This is a genomic window from Achromobacter sp. 2789STDY5608615, assembly GCF_001298995.1.
GTDB lineage: Bacteria > Pseudomonadota > Gammaproteobacteria > Burkholderiales > Burkholderiaceae_B > Achromobacter > Achromobacter insuavis.
In genome coordinates this window covers 228,981-242,150 of the sequence record NZ_CYTY01000003.1, presented here as the reverse complement: position 1 = coordinate 242,150, position 13,170 = coordinate 228,981, and the positions used below count along the sequence as shown (strand labels likewise).

Sequence of the window (13,170 nt, the reverse complement as noted above, 5' to 3'; positions counted from 1 at the left end):
CAGGCCGTTGGCCCGGGGGGGCTCGCCGGGCGGCTCACCATTTGTAGCGCACCGAACCGACGATCTGGCGTCCCTGGCCCAGGTAGCAATAGCCGCCGCTGCAAGCCTGCACCTGCTTGTCGGCCAGGTTCTGCACGCTCAGGCGCGCCTGCCACCCTTTGAGCGCCGGATGCGCGTAGCCGGGCTCGTAGCTCACCGACACATCGAACAGCGTGGCCGCTGGATTGCGCATGAGGTTGAGCTTGTCGCCATAGCTGGCGCCGATGTAGCGCGCGCCCGCGCCCAGCCCAAGACCGGCCAGCGGGCCTTGCGGCAGCCTGTAGTCGAGCCACAGGCTGGCCAGGTGGCGCGGCTGGTAGGACGGCACCTTGCCGATCTCTGCCGGGTTGTTGCTCTTGATCACCTCGCCACGGTTGTAGCTGTAGCTGGCGATCAATTGGAGGCCGCGCTCCAGGTCGGCCAGGCTTTCCAGTTCGAGGCCGGTGGAGCGGATGGTGCCAGCCAGTTCCGACCAGGGTTGGCCGGGAACGACGCGGGCCGCGTCCTTTTCCTCGATACGGTAGGCGGCCAGCGTCACATAGCTGTGCGAACCGGGCGGCTGGTACTTGATGCCGGCCTCGACCTGCTCGCCATGGGTCGGGTCGAGCACCTCGCCGGTCCGGGTAAGGCCGGTGTTGGGGGTGAACGAGGTGGAATAGTTCATGTACGGCGCCAGGCCGTTGTCGGCCAGGTACAGCGCGCCGGCCTGCCAGGTGAAGGCATGGTCGGACTTGACCGTGGCGGGCTTGCTGCGGTTCAGCAGGTTGCGTTTGTCATGGCGCAGCGTGTCATAGCGGCCGCCCAGCGTCATGCGCCAGTTGCCCACCGCAGCCTGGTCGGACAGGTAGAACCCGTGCTGTGAATTGCGTTGCAACGACGATGAAAGGTTCGTCGGCGAGGTCGGTCGCGACACGTTGCCGTACTTGGGATTGTCCAGGTCCAGCGTGGGGTAGCCGGTCAGATAGCCATTGCCCTGACTCCATTTCAGCCACTGGTAGTCGAAGCCGGTCAGCAGGCTGTGGGCGACTTGGCTGGTGTTGAACCGCACGGTCGCGTTGTTATCCACCGACACGTTCTTGACCATGCTTTTGATGCTCCAGGCGTTGCGCTTGAGCAGGCGGGTACCCGGCTCCAGGCCGGCGCCGCTCAGATATCGCGCGTCCAGGTCGATACGGCCGTGGCGCAATTGCTGGCGCAGCGTGACGTTCTGGCCCAGGCGATGCTCCAGCTCGTAGCCGATCTGGTATTGCGTCTGGCGCTGGTGATCGTAGCGCGGATCGCTGACGCGGATCTTGGTGACCTTGCCGTTTTCGACGTAGTTGCCGACGCTGGCGTCGGTTTCGTCCTTCAGGTATTGGCCCAGCAGCGTCAGCGTGGTGTGCTCGCCCAGGCGGAGCTCGAACGACGGCGCGAACAGGTCGCGGTCGTCGGCGATCATGCGTTCGGTCTCGCCGCGGCGCATCAGGCCGATCACGCGAAAGCGCGCCGTGCCCGCCTCGTTGATGTCGTCGCCGATGTCGAAGGCGGCCTGCTTGCGATCATGGGTCATGCCTTGGAGCATGATCTCGTGGACCGGCTCGGGGCCGGGCCGCTTCGAGATCCGGTTGACCATGCCGCCCGGCGTGCCCTGGCCGTAGAGCACCGACATCGGGCCCTTGACGATGTCGACGCGTTCCAGCGCGTAGGGCTCGGTGCGGAAGTAGGCGTAAGAGCCCGGCGTCTGGCGCAGGCCGTCCAGATAGTCGCCGGTGGTGTTGACCGAGAAACCGCGGATCGAGATCTGGTCGAAGCGCGGATCGAACCCGGCGCTGCCCGTGCCGACGCCGGCCGAATAGCGCACCGCCTCGATCATCGAGGTGGCGCCGCGCGTGTCCATCTGCGCGCGGGTCACCACGCTGACCGAGCGCGGCGTCTCCATCAGCGAGGTATCGCTCTTGAAGGCGCTGCCGCTGGCCCGCGCCACGAAGGCGTCCGCGTCGCGGGCGGCGGCGCCGACCACCGCGATCGGCGCCAGCGTGGCCGGTCCCGACGCCTGCGGCTGCAGCACGTAGTGCCCGTCCGGCGTGCGCGCGGCGGCCAGGCCGCTGCCGGCCAGCAGCGCGGCCAGCGCCTCCGGCACCGTGTAGCGGCCGGACAGGCCGGGGCTGGTCTTGCCCTGCGTCAAGGGCATCGCGCCGCCGAGCGGCACGCCCGCCGCCAGGCCGAAGGCATTGAGCGCCTCGGTCAGGGGGCCGGCGGGGATCTGGTAGGCGCGGCGGCCATCGGCCGCGGCGGGCGCGGGCTGGGCCAGCGTGGGCAGGGCGGGCGCCAGGCCGGCCAGCGCCAGGCTGGCGGCCAGCAGCCAGGGACGCAGCCCTTGGGGCGAGGGAGAAGAGGGGGGCAAAGCGTAAGCGCGTGTCATGACGGTTCCGTATTCGTGCATCGGCAAGCGGGACGGCGATGAATGGCGGTCCCGCACTTACCAGATCGAACGAAACGGAAAAAAGGGAAGGCCGGCGTTCACGCCGGCGCCAACGTGGTCCACCAGGGCAGCTTCTGTTCCACCCGCAGGGACAGGGCGCGGGCCAGCAATTGCAGCGTACGGTCGGCGTCGGCCAGCGGATAGGTGCCCATCACGCGCAGATCGGCGACCTCGGGCGCCACGCCCAGGTGGCCGTGGCGGTAGCGCGCCAGCTCGGCCACCAGATCCGCCAGGCGCATGTCGTTGGCCACGAGCATGCCGCGGGTCCAGGCGCCAGCGGCGGGGTCGGCAAGGTCCGGGCGGCCGATGCCGTCGGCGCTGAACGAAACCTGGCCGCCCGCGGACAGCGCCAGCGTGTCGCCACGGGCGGCGCTGCGGATCTCGACCGTGCCTTCGAACACGGCCAGCCGCGCCGCATCCGCCAGCAGCCGCAGGTTGAAGCGCGCGGCGCGCGTGCGCAGCCGTCCATGGGGCGTGGCCACCACGAACGGCCGCGCGGCGTCGATGGCGTTCACGAGGATCTCGCCGCGCAGCAGCGTCAGGCGGCGTTCGTCCGGCCCGTCGTCGAAGTCGACGGCGCTGGCGGTGTTCAGCCACAGCGCGCTGCCATCGGCCAGCCGCCATTCCCGGACCTGTCCGACGGCGCTGCGGTAGTCGGCCGCCAGCGCCAGCAGTTCGTCGCGCAGCGGGGTATGCCGCCAGGCCAGCCAGCCGCCCAGCAGCCCGCCGGACAGCAGCGCCAGCGTGCGCAGATGGCGGCGGCGCGGCGGCGCCAGCGCCGCCTGCAGGCCGGCCGAGGCCGCGCGCGGTTCGCTGGCGCGCAGCGGCGCGAAGCGCTGGCTGACGGATTCGATATAGCCCCAGGCGGCCTGGTGGCGCGGGCTGCGGTCGAGCCAGGCGCGCCACTGCTGCCAGTCGGCGCTGTCGGCGGCGTCATCGTGCAGCCGCACGTACCAGTCGGCGGCCTGTTCCAGGCTGCGGTGGTCGGCGGCGCCGAGCGGGGCGCCGGGCAGCGCGGGCGAGGCCATGGCTAGGACGCCGCCGGCGCGCGCGAGGGCGCGGCCGGAAAATGCCGGGGTTGCGCCGCGGCCTGGTATGAGGCCTCCAGCAGCGCGCAGTGCAGCAGGGCCCGCGCCAGATAGCTCTTGATGGTGCGTTCCGAAACCCCCAGCTCGGCGGCGATGTCGCGGTACTTCATGCCGTCGACCTGCGCCAGGATGAAGGCCCGCGCGACCTTGGGCGGCAGTTGTTGCAGCATCTGCGCGGCCTGCAGCAGGGTCTCGACGATGATGGCCTGCTGCTCCGCCGACGGCGCGGTGGCGCCGGCGCAGGTGCCGAGCGTATCGAGCCAGGCGCGCTCGACTTCCTGGCGCCGCCACAGATCGATGCACATGCCGTTGCCCATGCTGCGCAGGTAGGCGCGCGCGCCCTGGGGGCTGTCGAAGGCGCGGGGCGCCGCCAGCAGGCGGGCGAAGGCGTCATGCGCCAGGTCGGCGGCGTCGAAGGCATTGCCGAGCCGGCGCAGCAGCCAGCTGCGCAACCAGCCGTGGTGCGCCTGGTACAGGCTGTGGATGTCCGGGGAGCGGGGATCGGGGCTCATGGCGGGGGAGAGGGGCGGATACCCCCGCGAGTATAACAATAACGATTATCAGTTACATGGCCTTCCTGGCCGTTCGGCGCCCGCCCGGCGCCGAACGGCTGCCGGTCAACTGCCCCGGCGCGAAGTCAGCCACTGCGACGGCTGCAGCGCGTGGTTGACGATGCGCACTTCGCCAATGCTGCCGAAGAAACCGTCGGCGCGCGCGCCGTCCCACGAACCGGCGCCGATCACCCACGGCATGTTGGCGGCCAGCGTCGCCAGGCCCGGCGCGTCCGAGGTGTTGCGCAGCACCGGCGCGCCCTCGACGTACAGGATGGTCTCGTGGGTGGTGTTGTCGTTGACGATGGCCACGTGCATCCATTTGTCGGCGATGATCTCGCCGGACCAGTTGGTCTTGGCGTCGCGGGCGCCGGTGCGTTCTGGCACCACTTCCCACTGGATCTCGCGCAGGCTGGAGATGGCGAACAGCAGCGGCGGCGATTCGGGGTCGCCGCCATTGAAGCCGGGCAGGTTGCCGCGCTTGCCGTCGCGCGTCATGATGTTCATCCACGCGTGTTTCTGCGCGGTCCAGTCGCGGTCGATCTTGATGAAGGCCTCGACGGTATAGCCGTTGGGCACCGTCTCGGCGTTCAACACCGCCGTGGTGGCGGTGGTGAAGTAGCTCATGCGCGGGGTGTTCTTGTCGGTGTTCAGGAAGCGCACCGAACCGGGCGCGGCCGACAGGTAGTGGTGGTCGTTGGACCAGACCACGTCGCCCAGCTGCGCGCCGACCACGCCGTCGATGTTCAGCGCCGCGCGGCTGACCGGGTTGTTGCCGGTGCGGTCCTGGATCACCTGGCCCACCGGCACCGGCTGGCCATCGGCACCGCCGAAGAAGCGCCAGTGCGCCAGCGTGCCGGACACCTGCGGATAGTCCTCGCTGTCGGCCGCGGGCTTCTGCGTGGTGATGGCCGGATCGGTGTAGTTGGCCAGGATCAGGGCGCGCGCCTGTTCGACCAGCGACGTGTGCGTGGGCGCGGCGGCCTTGAAGTCCTTGTTGAAGCGGGCAAAGCGCTTGGCGAAGTCCATCTTGATGGTGAACTCTTCGTTGGCGCCGGTCAGCACCGCCTGGTCGAAGGCATTGAGCGTGGCCTTGGGCTTCTGCGGCACCCACGGCGAGAACGACAGTACGCGGATCTCGTTGTCGCTCAGGTCGAACTCGTACAGGCGCATCAGGCCGTTGCCGCCCTGGTAGGCCATCTGGTAGTCCACCACCATTTCCTCGACCGGATTGCCGAAGGCGTTCATCTTGGTCAGGTGGGCCGCGCCGTGGTAGTGGCCGTTCAGCGTCATGAAGATCTGGTCGTTGTCGCGGATCAGCTTGTCCCACAGCATCAGGCCATAGGGCACTTCCAGCGGGCTGATGCCGTCCTTGTCGATGTTGAGCAGCTGGTGGTTGACCAGGATCACCGGCAGCGTCGGGTTGGCGCGGATCACCTGGTTGGCCCAGGCCAGCCCGGCGTCGGAAATGCGCCACGACAGCGACAGCACCATGAACTTCTGGCCCTCGGCCTGGAAGATGTGGTACTCGTGGAAGCCGCTGGGATCGCGCCCGCCGAAGGTGGCCTGCTTGCTGGCGCGGTCGGTACCGAAAGTCTGCAGATAGGGTTCCGCGGCCAGGTTGCGCTGCGCGTCGGTGGCGCTGCCCTGGCTGCTGGGGTCGACGTAGTCGCGGTCCAGGATGACGTCGTGGTTGCCCGCCAGGATCGAATACGGCACCTTGGCGTCTTCCAGGATCTTCATGGCCTTGCTGGCCACGGTCCACTGGTCGGGCTTGCCCTGCTGGTCGACCACGTCGCCCAGGTGGATCAGGAACGGAATGTCGAGCGACTTGGCGTGGTCGGCGACCCACTGCGTCTGGGCCTTGTAGGGCTCGCTGCCGTACTTGCGCATGAACTGCTGGTTCTCGGCGTCGGTGGCATAGCGCGAGTAGAACTGCGTGTCCGGCAACACCGCCACGGCGAAGCTGGAAATGTTCTTGGGCGGCGGCGGCGCGGGCGTCGCGGGCGCGGACGTGTCGTCGTCCTCGCTGTCGCTGGCGCAGGCCGACAGCAGCAGCGAGCCGCCCACGGGCATCAGCGTGGCGCCGAGGCCGGCCTTGAGCAGGCTGCGCCGGCGCGGGTCCGCCGCCATCGGCAGGTTGTTGGAAGTCTCGGCAAGCTCATGATTGCCGTCATGTTTGTCGTGCGCCATCTATACCGCCCATCGGTCAAAAAAGGGGGAAGGTTAGAAACGCCGAATGACGGATGTGTTAACCCTGCGTGAAGATTCTGCGTCGCGTCGCGGCGACGCGCGCCGGCGGGCGGCTTATAGCCATATAGCGCCAGGTTGGTTCGCCTGGCCGCCAGGGCGCGCTATCTTTTTCGTTTCGGCGAAAACAGGGTTCTTGTCATGCCAGCGCAACGTCAACTCAAGCTGGGCGCGTTCATGCGCCCCGTCAGCATCCACACCGGCGCCTGGCGCTACCCCGGCGCCCAGCGCGACGCCAATTTCAACTTCGAGCACCTCAAGCGCTACGCCCAGGCGCTGGAACGGGCGCGCTTCGACGCGTTCTTCATGGCGGACCACCTGGCGCTGCTGAACATGCCGATCGAGGCGCTCAAGCGCAGCCATACCGCCACTTCGTTCGAGCCGTTCACGCTGCTGTCCGCGCTGAGCCAGGTGACCGAGCGGCTGGGGCTGGTGGCGACCGCGTCGACCACCTTCGACGAACCGTTCCACGTGGCGCGGCGCTTCGCCTCGCTCGACCATCTGAGCCAGGGGCGCGCCGGCTGGAACATCGTGACCACCTCCAATCCCGACGCCGCGCTCAATTTCGGCCGCACCGAACAGCCCGACCATGCCCGGCGCTATGCCCGCGCCCGCGAGTTCTACGACGTGGTCACGGGCCTGTGGGACAGCTGGGCCGACGACGCCTTCATCCGCGACGCCGACAGCGGCATCTATTTCGATCCGGCGCGCCTGCGCACGCTGGATCACCGCGGCGAACACCTGTCGGTGCGCGGACCGCTGCACATCGCGCGGCCGGTGCAGGGTTGGCCGGTGATCGTGCAGGCCGGCGCCTCCGAGCCCGGCCGGCAGCTGGCGGCGGAGACCGCCGAGGTGGTGTTCGCCGCGTCCGGCACGATCGAGGATGGCCAGCGCTTCTACGCCGACGTCAAGGGGCGCATGGACGCCTTGGGGCGCGACCGCGACCATCTCAAGATCCTGCCCGGCGTGCTGGTGGTGGTGGGCGACACCGAGGGCGAGGCGCGAGCCATCCGGGCGCGCCTGGACAGCCTGGTGCACTACGAAAGCGCGATCGCCTCGCTGTCGGTCGCGCTGGGCTGCGACGCCTCGCGCTTCGATCCGGACGCGCCGCTGCCGTCGTTGCCCGAGACCAACGCCAGCAAGAGCAGCCAGGAGCGCGTGCTGCGCCTGGCCGAGCGCGAATCGCTCACGGTGCGCCAGCTGGCGCAGCGCCTGGGCGGCTATGGCGGGTTGGCGATGGTCGGCACCGCCGCGAGCATCGCCGATCAGATGCAGGAATGGCTGGAGACCGAGGCATCCGACGGCTTCAACGTCATGTTCCCGTGGCTGCCCGGCGGCCTGGACGCTTTCGTCGGCCAGGTCGTGCCGGAACTGCAGCGGCGCGGCATCTTCCGGCGCGAGTACGAGGGCCGCACCCTGCGCGAAAACCTGGGGTTGCCGCGTCCGGCCAACCGCCATTTCACGCCGTGACGGGCGCCGCGGTCAGTGCGTCGGCGCGGGACAGGCTTCGCCCCGGCGCCGCTCCATATAGGTCTTCACCACCAGCGTCAGCAGCGCCATGCAGGCCAGCAGCGCCGCCGCGGTGAAGGCCGCGACGGTCTTGTAGTCGTCGTTGAGCTGTTCGATCAGCAGCGGCAGCGTCAGCGTCTTGCCGCGGATCGCGCCGGCCACGACCGACACCGCGCCGAACTCGCCGACCGCGCGCGCATTGGTGATGACGGCGCCGTACAGCAGCCCCCACTTGATGTTGGGCAGCGTCACGCGGCGGAAGATCTGCCAGCCGTTGGCGCCCAGCGTCAGCGCCGCCAGCTCCTCTTCCTGGCCTTGCGCCTGCATCAGCGGGATCAGCAGGCGCGCCACGAACGGCGACGTCACGAACACCGTCACCATCAGGATGCCGGGCCAGGCGAACATCAGCTGCACGCCGTGGCCGCCGAGCCAGCGGCCGAAGAGGCCTTCCAGGCCGTACACCACCAGGTAGCACAGCCCGGCCACCACCGGCGAGGTGGCATAGGGAATGTCGACCAGCGCCACCAGCAGGCGGCGGCCGCGGAAGTCGTAGCGCGTCACGCACCAGGCCAGCAGCACGCCGAACACCAGGTTGATGGGCACGCTGACCACCGCGGCCAGCAAGGTCAGGCCGATGGCCGCGCGCATGTCGCTGGCGCCCAGGTTCTGCAGCAGGGCGTCGAAGCCGCCGGCGATCACCCGGGCGAAGATCAGGGCCAGCGGCAAGGCCAGCAACAGCAGGGCGGCGAGCAGGCCGGCGCCGATCAGCAGGCGGCGCGGCCAGGGGGAAGGGCGCGTCATGGCTCAGATCCCCGGCACGCGCTGCCACGGCAGCAGGCGGCCCTGCAGCACCTGCAGGGCGAACAGCAGCAGCAGGGAGGCCGCCAGCACCACGGTGGCGATGGCGGCGGCGGCGGGGTAGTTGTATTCGGCCAGGCGGCTGAAGATCATCAACGACGTCACCTCGGTCTTGTAGGGAATGTTGCCGGCGATCATGACCACCGCGCCGAACTCGCCCAGGCTGCGGATGAAGGCCTGCGAGCCGCCCGTGAACAGGGCCGGCACCAGCGCCGGCAGCAGGATGCGCCAGGCGGTCTGGCCCGGGCTGGCGCCGAGCGTGCGGGCGGCTTCCTCGTACTCGGCCCCGATGTCGGCCAGCACCGGCTGCACCGAGCGCACCACGAACGGCAGGCTGGTGAAGATCATGGCGATCACCAGGCCCGGGAATGCATACGAAATCTTGATGCCCAGCGGCGCGAACCATTGGCCGACCCAGCCGCCCGGCGCCAGCAGCACGGAGAGGGTCAGGCCGGCCACGGCCGTGGGCAGCGCGAACGGCAGGTCGATGGCGGCGTCCAGCAGGGCCCGCCCGGGGAAGCGGTAGCGCACCAGGATCCAGGCCAGCAGCAGGCCGATGACCAGCACCACGGCGGTCGAATAGAACGCCGCCAGCAGCGTGACGCGGTAGCTGGCCAGCACGCGCGGATCGGTGACGGCCTGCCAGTACTGGCCCCAGCTCATCTGGCTGCTGTAGAGCGGCAAGGCCGACAGCGGCAACAGGATCACGAGCGTGATGAACAGGCTGCTGACGCCGAAACTGAGGCCGAAGCCGGGCAGGACGGGATGCTGCCGGAAGAACGTAGACATGCGGACCTGAACGTAAAAGCGCCGGCCCCCTCGCGGGCGGCCGGCAGGCGGAACGGAAGGCGGGGATCGACGCGGCGCGTCAGCGGCCGGCGCCCAGCAACTGGTCGAGCACGCCGTTGGCGGCGAAGTGGGTCTTGGTGATCTGGTCCCACGAGCCCAGCACGTCCTGCGGATTGATCAGCCGGATCGACGGAAAGCGGCTGGCCGCGGCCTTGACCGCCTCCGGGTCATGCACCCGGTAGTTGAAGTCGGTCAGCAGCTTCTGGATGGCGGGCGAGTACTGGAACTGCAGATAGGCCTCGGCGACCTTGCGCGTGCCTTTCTCGTCGGCCACCTTGTCGACCACCGCCACCGGGAACTCGGCCAGCACGCTGACCGGCGGCACCACCACCTCGAAGCCCTGCGCCTTGAACTCGTCGCCCTTGGCGATGTTGTTGACCTCGGATTCGAAGGTCAGCAGCGCGTCGCCCTGGTTGTTCTGCGCGAACGCCACGGTCGCGCCGCGTCCGCCGGTGGGGAAGCTCTCGACGTTCTTGAGCAGTTTGCCGACGAAGGCGCGGGTCTGCGCGTCATCGCCCTTGAATTTCTCGTTGGCGTAGAGCCAGGCGCCCAGGTACGAATAGCGCGCGTTGCCCGAGGTCTTGGGATTCGGGAACACCAGCTTGACGTCGTCGCGCACCAGGTCGTCCCAGGTCTTGATGTTCTTGGGATTGCCCTTGCGCACCAGGAAGGCGATGGTGCTGTAGTAGGGCGAGCTGTTGTTGGCGAATTTCTTCTGCCAGTCGGCGGCCAGCAGCTTGTTCTGCGCCAGGATGTCGACGTCGGGCACCTGGTTGAAGGTCACCACGTCGGCCTTCAGGCCCTGGATGATCGACTGCGCCTGGCGCGAGGTGCCGGCGAACGACTGCTCGATCGTGACATCCTGCCCGGTCCTGGCCTTCCAGTCGGCCTGGAATTTCGGATTGATGGCGGCGAACAGCTCGCGCGCGATGTCATAGGAGGTGTTGAGCAGGGCCTGGGGCGCTTGCTGGGCTTGGGCGGCGCTGGCGGCCAGGGCCGTCAGCGTCAGGGCCGAGGCGAGCAGTCGTTTGAGCAAAGGGCTTCTCCGGATGAAAGGCGCTACGCGGGAAACCCGCGGCCGGGGCGGAAGGCCCCGATACCGCATGATGCTTACGCCGGCCGGCGTTTGGAAATATTCAATTACCTTTAACTCATAGCCGCACGTTGTATCCGACGCGTCGCGTCCGCGCTTTCCGCTATGTGGCGGCGTCGTTGACCGCGCCGGCCTCACGGGAACGCCATCAGCGCGTCGCTTTCGGCGGGATCGGGCTCGATCAGCTCGACCCGTTCCGGCGCCATCTCCTTGACCAGCCGGATCAGCATGCGGGCGAACTCGCGCGCCTGCTCCGACGGCGCAAAGGCGCTGGGCAGCAGGAAGCCGTAGGGCATGGTCAGCCGCGGCTCGAAGTCGCGCAGCACGATGCCCGGCACGTTGGCCGCCAGGATCGGATCGGCCAGCGCGATGCCCATGCCCAGCGCCGCCAATTGGCAGGCCGATTGCCCGGACGAGGTTTCCATCACCAGCCGCAGCGGCAGCCGGCGCTTGGCCATCAGGTCGTCGATGTGCTGGCGCAGCAGGGTGAACGGGCGCAGCGCGATGAAGGGCTCGTCCTGGATGTCGTCGGCGGTGACCACCGCCTTGGCCGCCAGCCGATGGCCCTCGGGCATGGCGATCACCAGCCGCACCCGGGCGAAGGTGCGCGAGATGATGCCGGGAAAGTCGATCGGCAGCGCGGCCACGCCCAGGTCGAACTGCTGTCCGGACATCCACAGGCCGACGTCGACCCGCGAGCGCACCTCCAGCGACACCCGCGTGTGCGGATGGCTGCGCGCGAACTCGGCGATGGCGCGCGGCGTGACGCTGTATGCGAAGTAGGGCTGGGTCAGGATGCGCAGCCAGGCGTCCTGCTTGTTGCGGATCGAGTCGGCGATGCGCGAGACCTCCTCGAAGCCGGCCAGGATGTGGCGCGTGCCTTCGTAGAAACACAGGCATTCCTGCGTCGGGATCAGGCCGCGGCCCTGGCGCAGGAACAGCGGAAAGCCGACTTCGTCCTCCAGCGCCGAGATCAGCCGGCTGATCTGCGGCTGGGTCCGGTGGATGCGGTGCGCGGCCTCGGTGACGCTGCCGGTCTCTAGCACGGCGCGCAGCGCCTGCAGGCGGTTCAGGCGCATAGGGACAAACCCGGATGGGCGGCGCGGGGCGCCATCGCGCGACCGGCGCCGCGCCAGAGGGAAAAGCGGGTGGGCGGCCGCAACACATTACAAAAGTGCATGAATCAATACTCCAAACGAAATTGACGCATGAATTCACGCAATCTTAGGATCATCCCACCTTCAATGAAAGAGGCGCGGCGTGAATATCCTCGACAAACCGGTTTCCGTGGGCGGACCCGCGGCACTTTTTCCCGATGACCGCAACGGCATCGAACAACTCGACTGGAGCAACATCGGCGACGCGTTCCCGATCAAGCAGCGGCGGGCCTACCTGAACAACGCGTCGATCGGGGCGCTGAGCGTGCCGGTGGTGGCGGCGGTGAACCGCTTCATGGAGGACGTGCGCGACAACGGCCGCAACGCCTATCCCGAGTGGTGCCGCTACACCGAGGAGACCATCAAGGCCCGCATCGGCCGCCTGATCGGCGCCCACCGCGACGAGATCGCCTACGTCAAGAACACCACCGAAGGGCTGGTGCACGTGGCCAACGGCTTTCCCTGGCGCGACGGCGACAACCTGATCCTGCCGGACATCGAATACCCGTCCAACGTGTACTGCTGGATGAAGCTGGCCGCGCGCGGCGTGACCATCCGCTGGGTCAAGAACCGCAACGGCCGCATCCTGGTGGACGACATCCGCAAGCTGATGGACGACCGCACCCGCCTGGTGTCGCTGAGCGCGGTGCAGTTCTCCAACGGCTTCCGGCAGGACCTGGAGGCCACCGCCAACCTGTGCCACGAGCGCGGCGTCTACCTGAACCTGGACGCGATCCAGTGGGCCGGTTCGCTCGAACTGGACGTCGAGAAGCTGGGCATCCACCTCCTCTCGGTGGGCGGCCACAAGTGGATGCTGGCGCCGATCGGCACCGGCTATTTCTACTGCCGCAAGAGCGTGCTGGGCCTGCTGGATCCGCCCAGCGTGGGCTACCACAGCGTCGACAGCACCGAGGACCACATGCACTACCTGCTGGAGTACCGGGCCAACGCCGGGCGCTTCGAGGAGGCCCTGGCCAACTTCACCGGCATCTGGGGGCTGGACGCCGCCGTGCGCATCCAGCTGGCGCTGACGCCGGCCCGGATCGAATCGCATATCCTGGAGCTGACCGATTACGCCAGCGCCGCGCTGCAACGCAAGGGCTACCAGATCGTCAGTTCGCGCGCGCCGGGCGAGGCCTCGGGCAACCTGTCGTTCAAGCACCCGGGCCAGGACGCGCAGGAACTGGCGCAACGCCTGCGGGACGCGGGCGTGGACCTGGCGGTGCGCGGCGGCAACCTGCGCATTTCGCCGAGCTACTACAACGATTCCACTGAAATCGACCGCCTGGTCGAGGCGTTGCCGTCCTGACGGCGC

Annotated in this window: 10 protein-coding genes; 2 read left to right on the top strand and 8 right to left on the bottom strand. The window is 68.6% G+C overall.

Translation table 11 applies throughout. The features are described 5' to 3' along the window. Positions 1–34 precede the first annotated feature (34 nt). From AOZ49_RS04150 to AOZ49_RS04135, 4 genes are all read right to left on the bottom strand, one after another. On the bottom strand, positions 35–2,440 hold the full coding sequence (locus AOZ49_RS04150; RefSeq protein ID WP_156355583.1) for a TonB-dependent siderophore receptor: 2,406 nt from the start codon (positions 2,438–2,440) through the stop codon (positions 35–37). A gap of 98 nt (positions 2,441–2,538) precedes the next feature. Continuing rightward, positions 2,539–3,528, bottom strand: coding sequence for a FecR family protein (locus tag AOZ49_RS04145; protein ID WP_082380308.1), 990 nt, complete (start codon positions 3,526–3,528; stop codon positions 2,539–2,541). Positions 3,529–3,530: 2 nt separating this feature from the next. Continuing rightward, entirely contained in the window at positions 3,531–4,100 is a 570-nt protein-coding gene (locus AOZ49_RS04140; protein ID WP_054430482.1) for a sigma-70 family RNA polymerase sigma factor, read from the bottom strand. A gap of 105 nt (positions 4,101–4,205) precedes the next feature. Then, entirely contained in the window at positions 4,206–6,332 is a 2,127-nt protein-coding gene (locus AOZ49_RS04135; protein WP_054474427.1) for a laminin G domain-containing metallophosphoesterase family protein, read from the bottom strand. Between the two features lie 198 nt (positions 6,333–6,530). Between AOZ49_RS04135 and AOZ49_RS04130 the strand changes: the two genes are divergently transcribed. Further along, positions 6,531–7,859 (top strand): LLM class flavin-dependent oxidoreductase, encoded by a 1,329-nt coding sequence (locus tag AOZ49_RS04130; RefSeq protein ID WP_054430480.1) that lies wholly within the window; start codon positions 6,531–6,533, stop codon positions 7,857–7,859. 12 nt (positions 7,860–7,871) lie between these two features. Here the strand turns inward: AOZ49_RS04130 and cysW are convergent, their stop codons facing one another. From cysW to AOZ49_RS04110, 4 genes are all read right to left on the bottom strand, one after another. Beyond that, the gene (cysW, locus tag AOZ49_RS04125; RefSeq protein ID WP_054474426.1) at positions 7,872–8,699 is read right to left on the bottom strand and encodes a sulfate ABC transporter permease subunit CysW; all 828 of its coding nucleotides are present in this window, start codon (positions 8,697–8,699) and stop codon (positions 7,872–7,874) included. A 3-nt stretch (positions 8,700–8,702) separates the two neighbouring features. Next, a complete protein-coding gene (cysT, locus tag AOZ49_RS04120) occupies positions 8,703–9,545 on the bottom strand; it encodes a sulfate ABC transporter permease subunit CysT (protein WP_054430478.1) in 843 nt (280 codons plus the stop codon). A gap of 79 nt (positions 9,546–9,624) precedes the next feature. Further along, entirely contained in the window at positions 9,625–10,641 is a 1,017-nt protein-coding gene (cysP, locus tag AOZ49_RS04115) for a thiosulfate ABC transporter substrate-binding protein CysP (protein ID WP_054474425.1), read from the bottom strand. A 191-nt stretch (positions 10,642–10,832) separates the two neighbouring features. Further along, on the bottom strand, positions 10,833–11,777 hold the full coding sequence (locus AOZ49_RS04110; RefSeq protein ID WP_054474424.1) for a LysR family transcriptional regulator: 945 nt from the start codon (positions 11,775–11,777) through the stop codon (positions 10,833–10,835). Between the two features lie 181 nt (positions 11,778–11,958). On the opposite strand from AOZ49_RS04110, the gene AOZ49_RS04105 reads away from it, so the two are divergent. Beyond that, complete coding sequence (locus tag AOZ49_RS04105; RefSeq protein WP_054474423.1) at positions 11,959–13,164, top strand: aminotransferase class V-fold PLP-dependent enzyme; 1,206 nt, start codon at positions 11,959–11,961, stop codon at positions 13,162–13,164. Positions 13,165–13,170 lie beyond the last annotated feature (6 nt).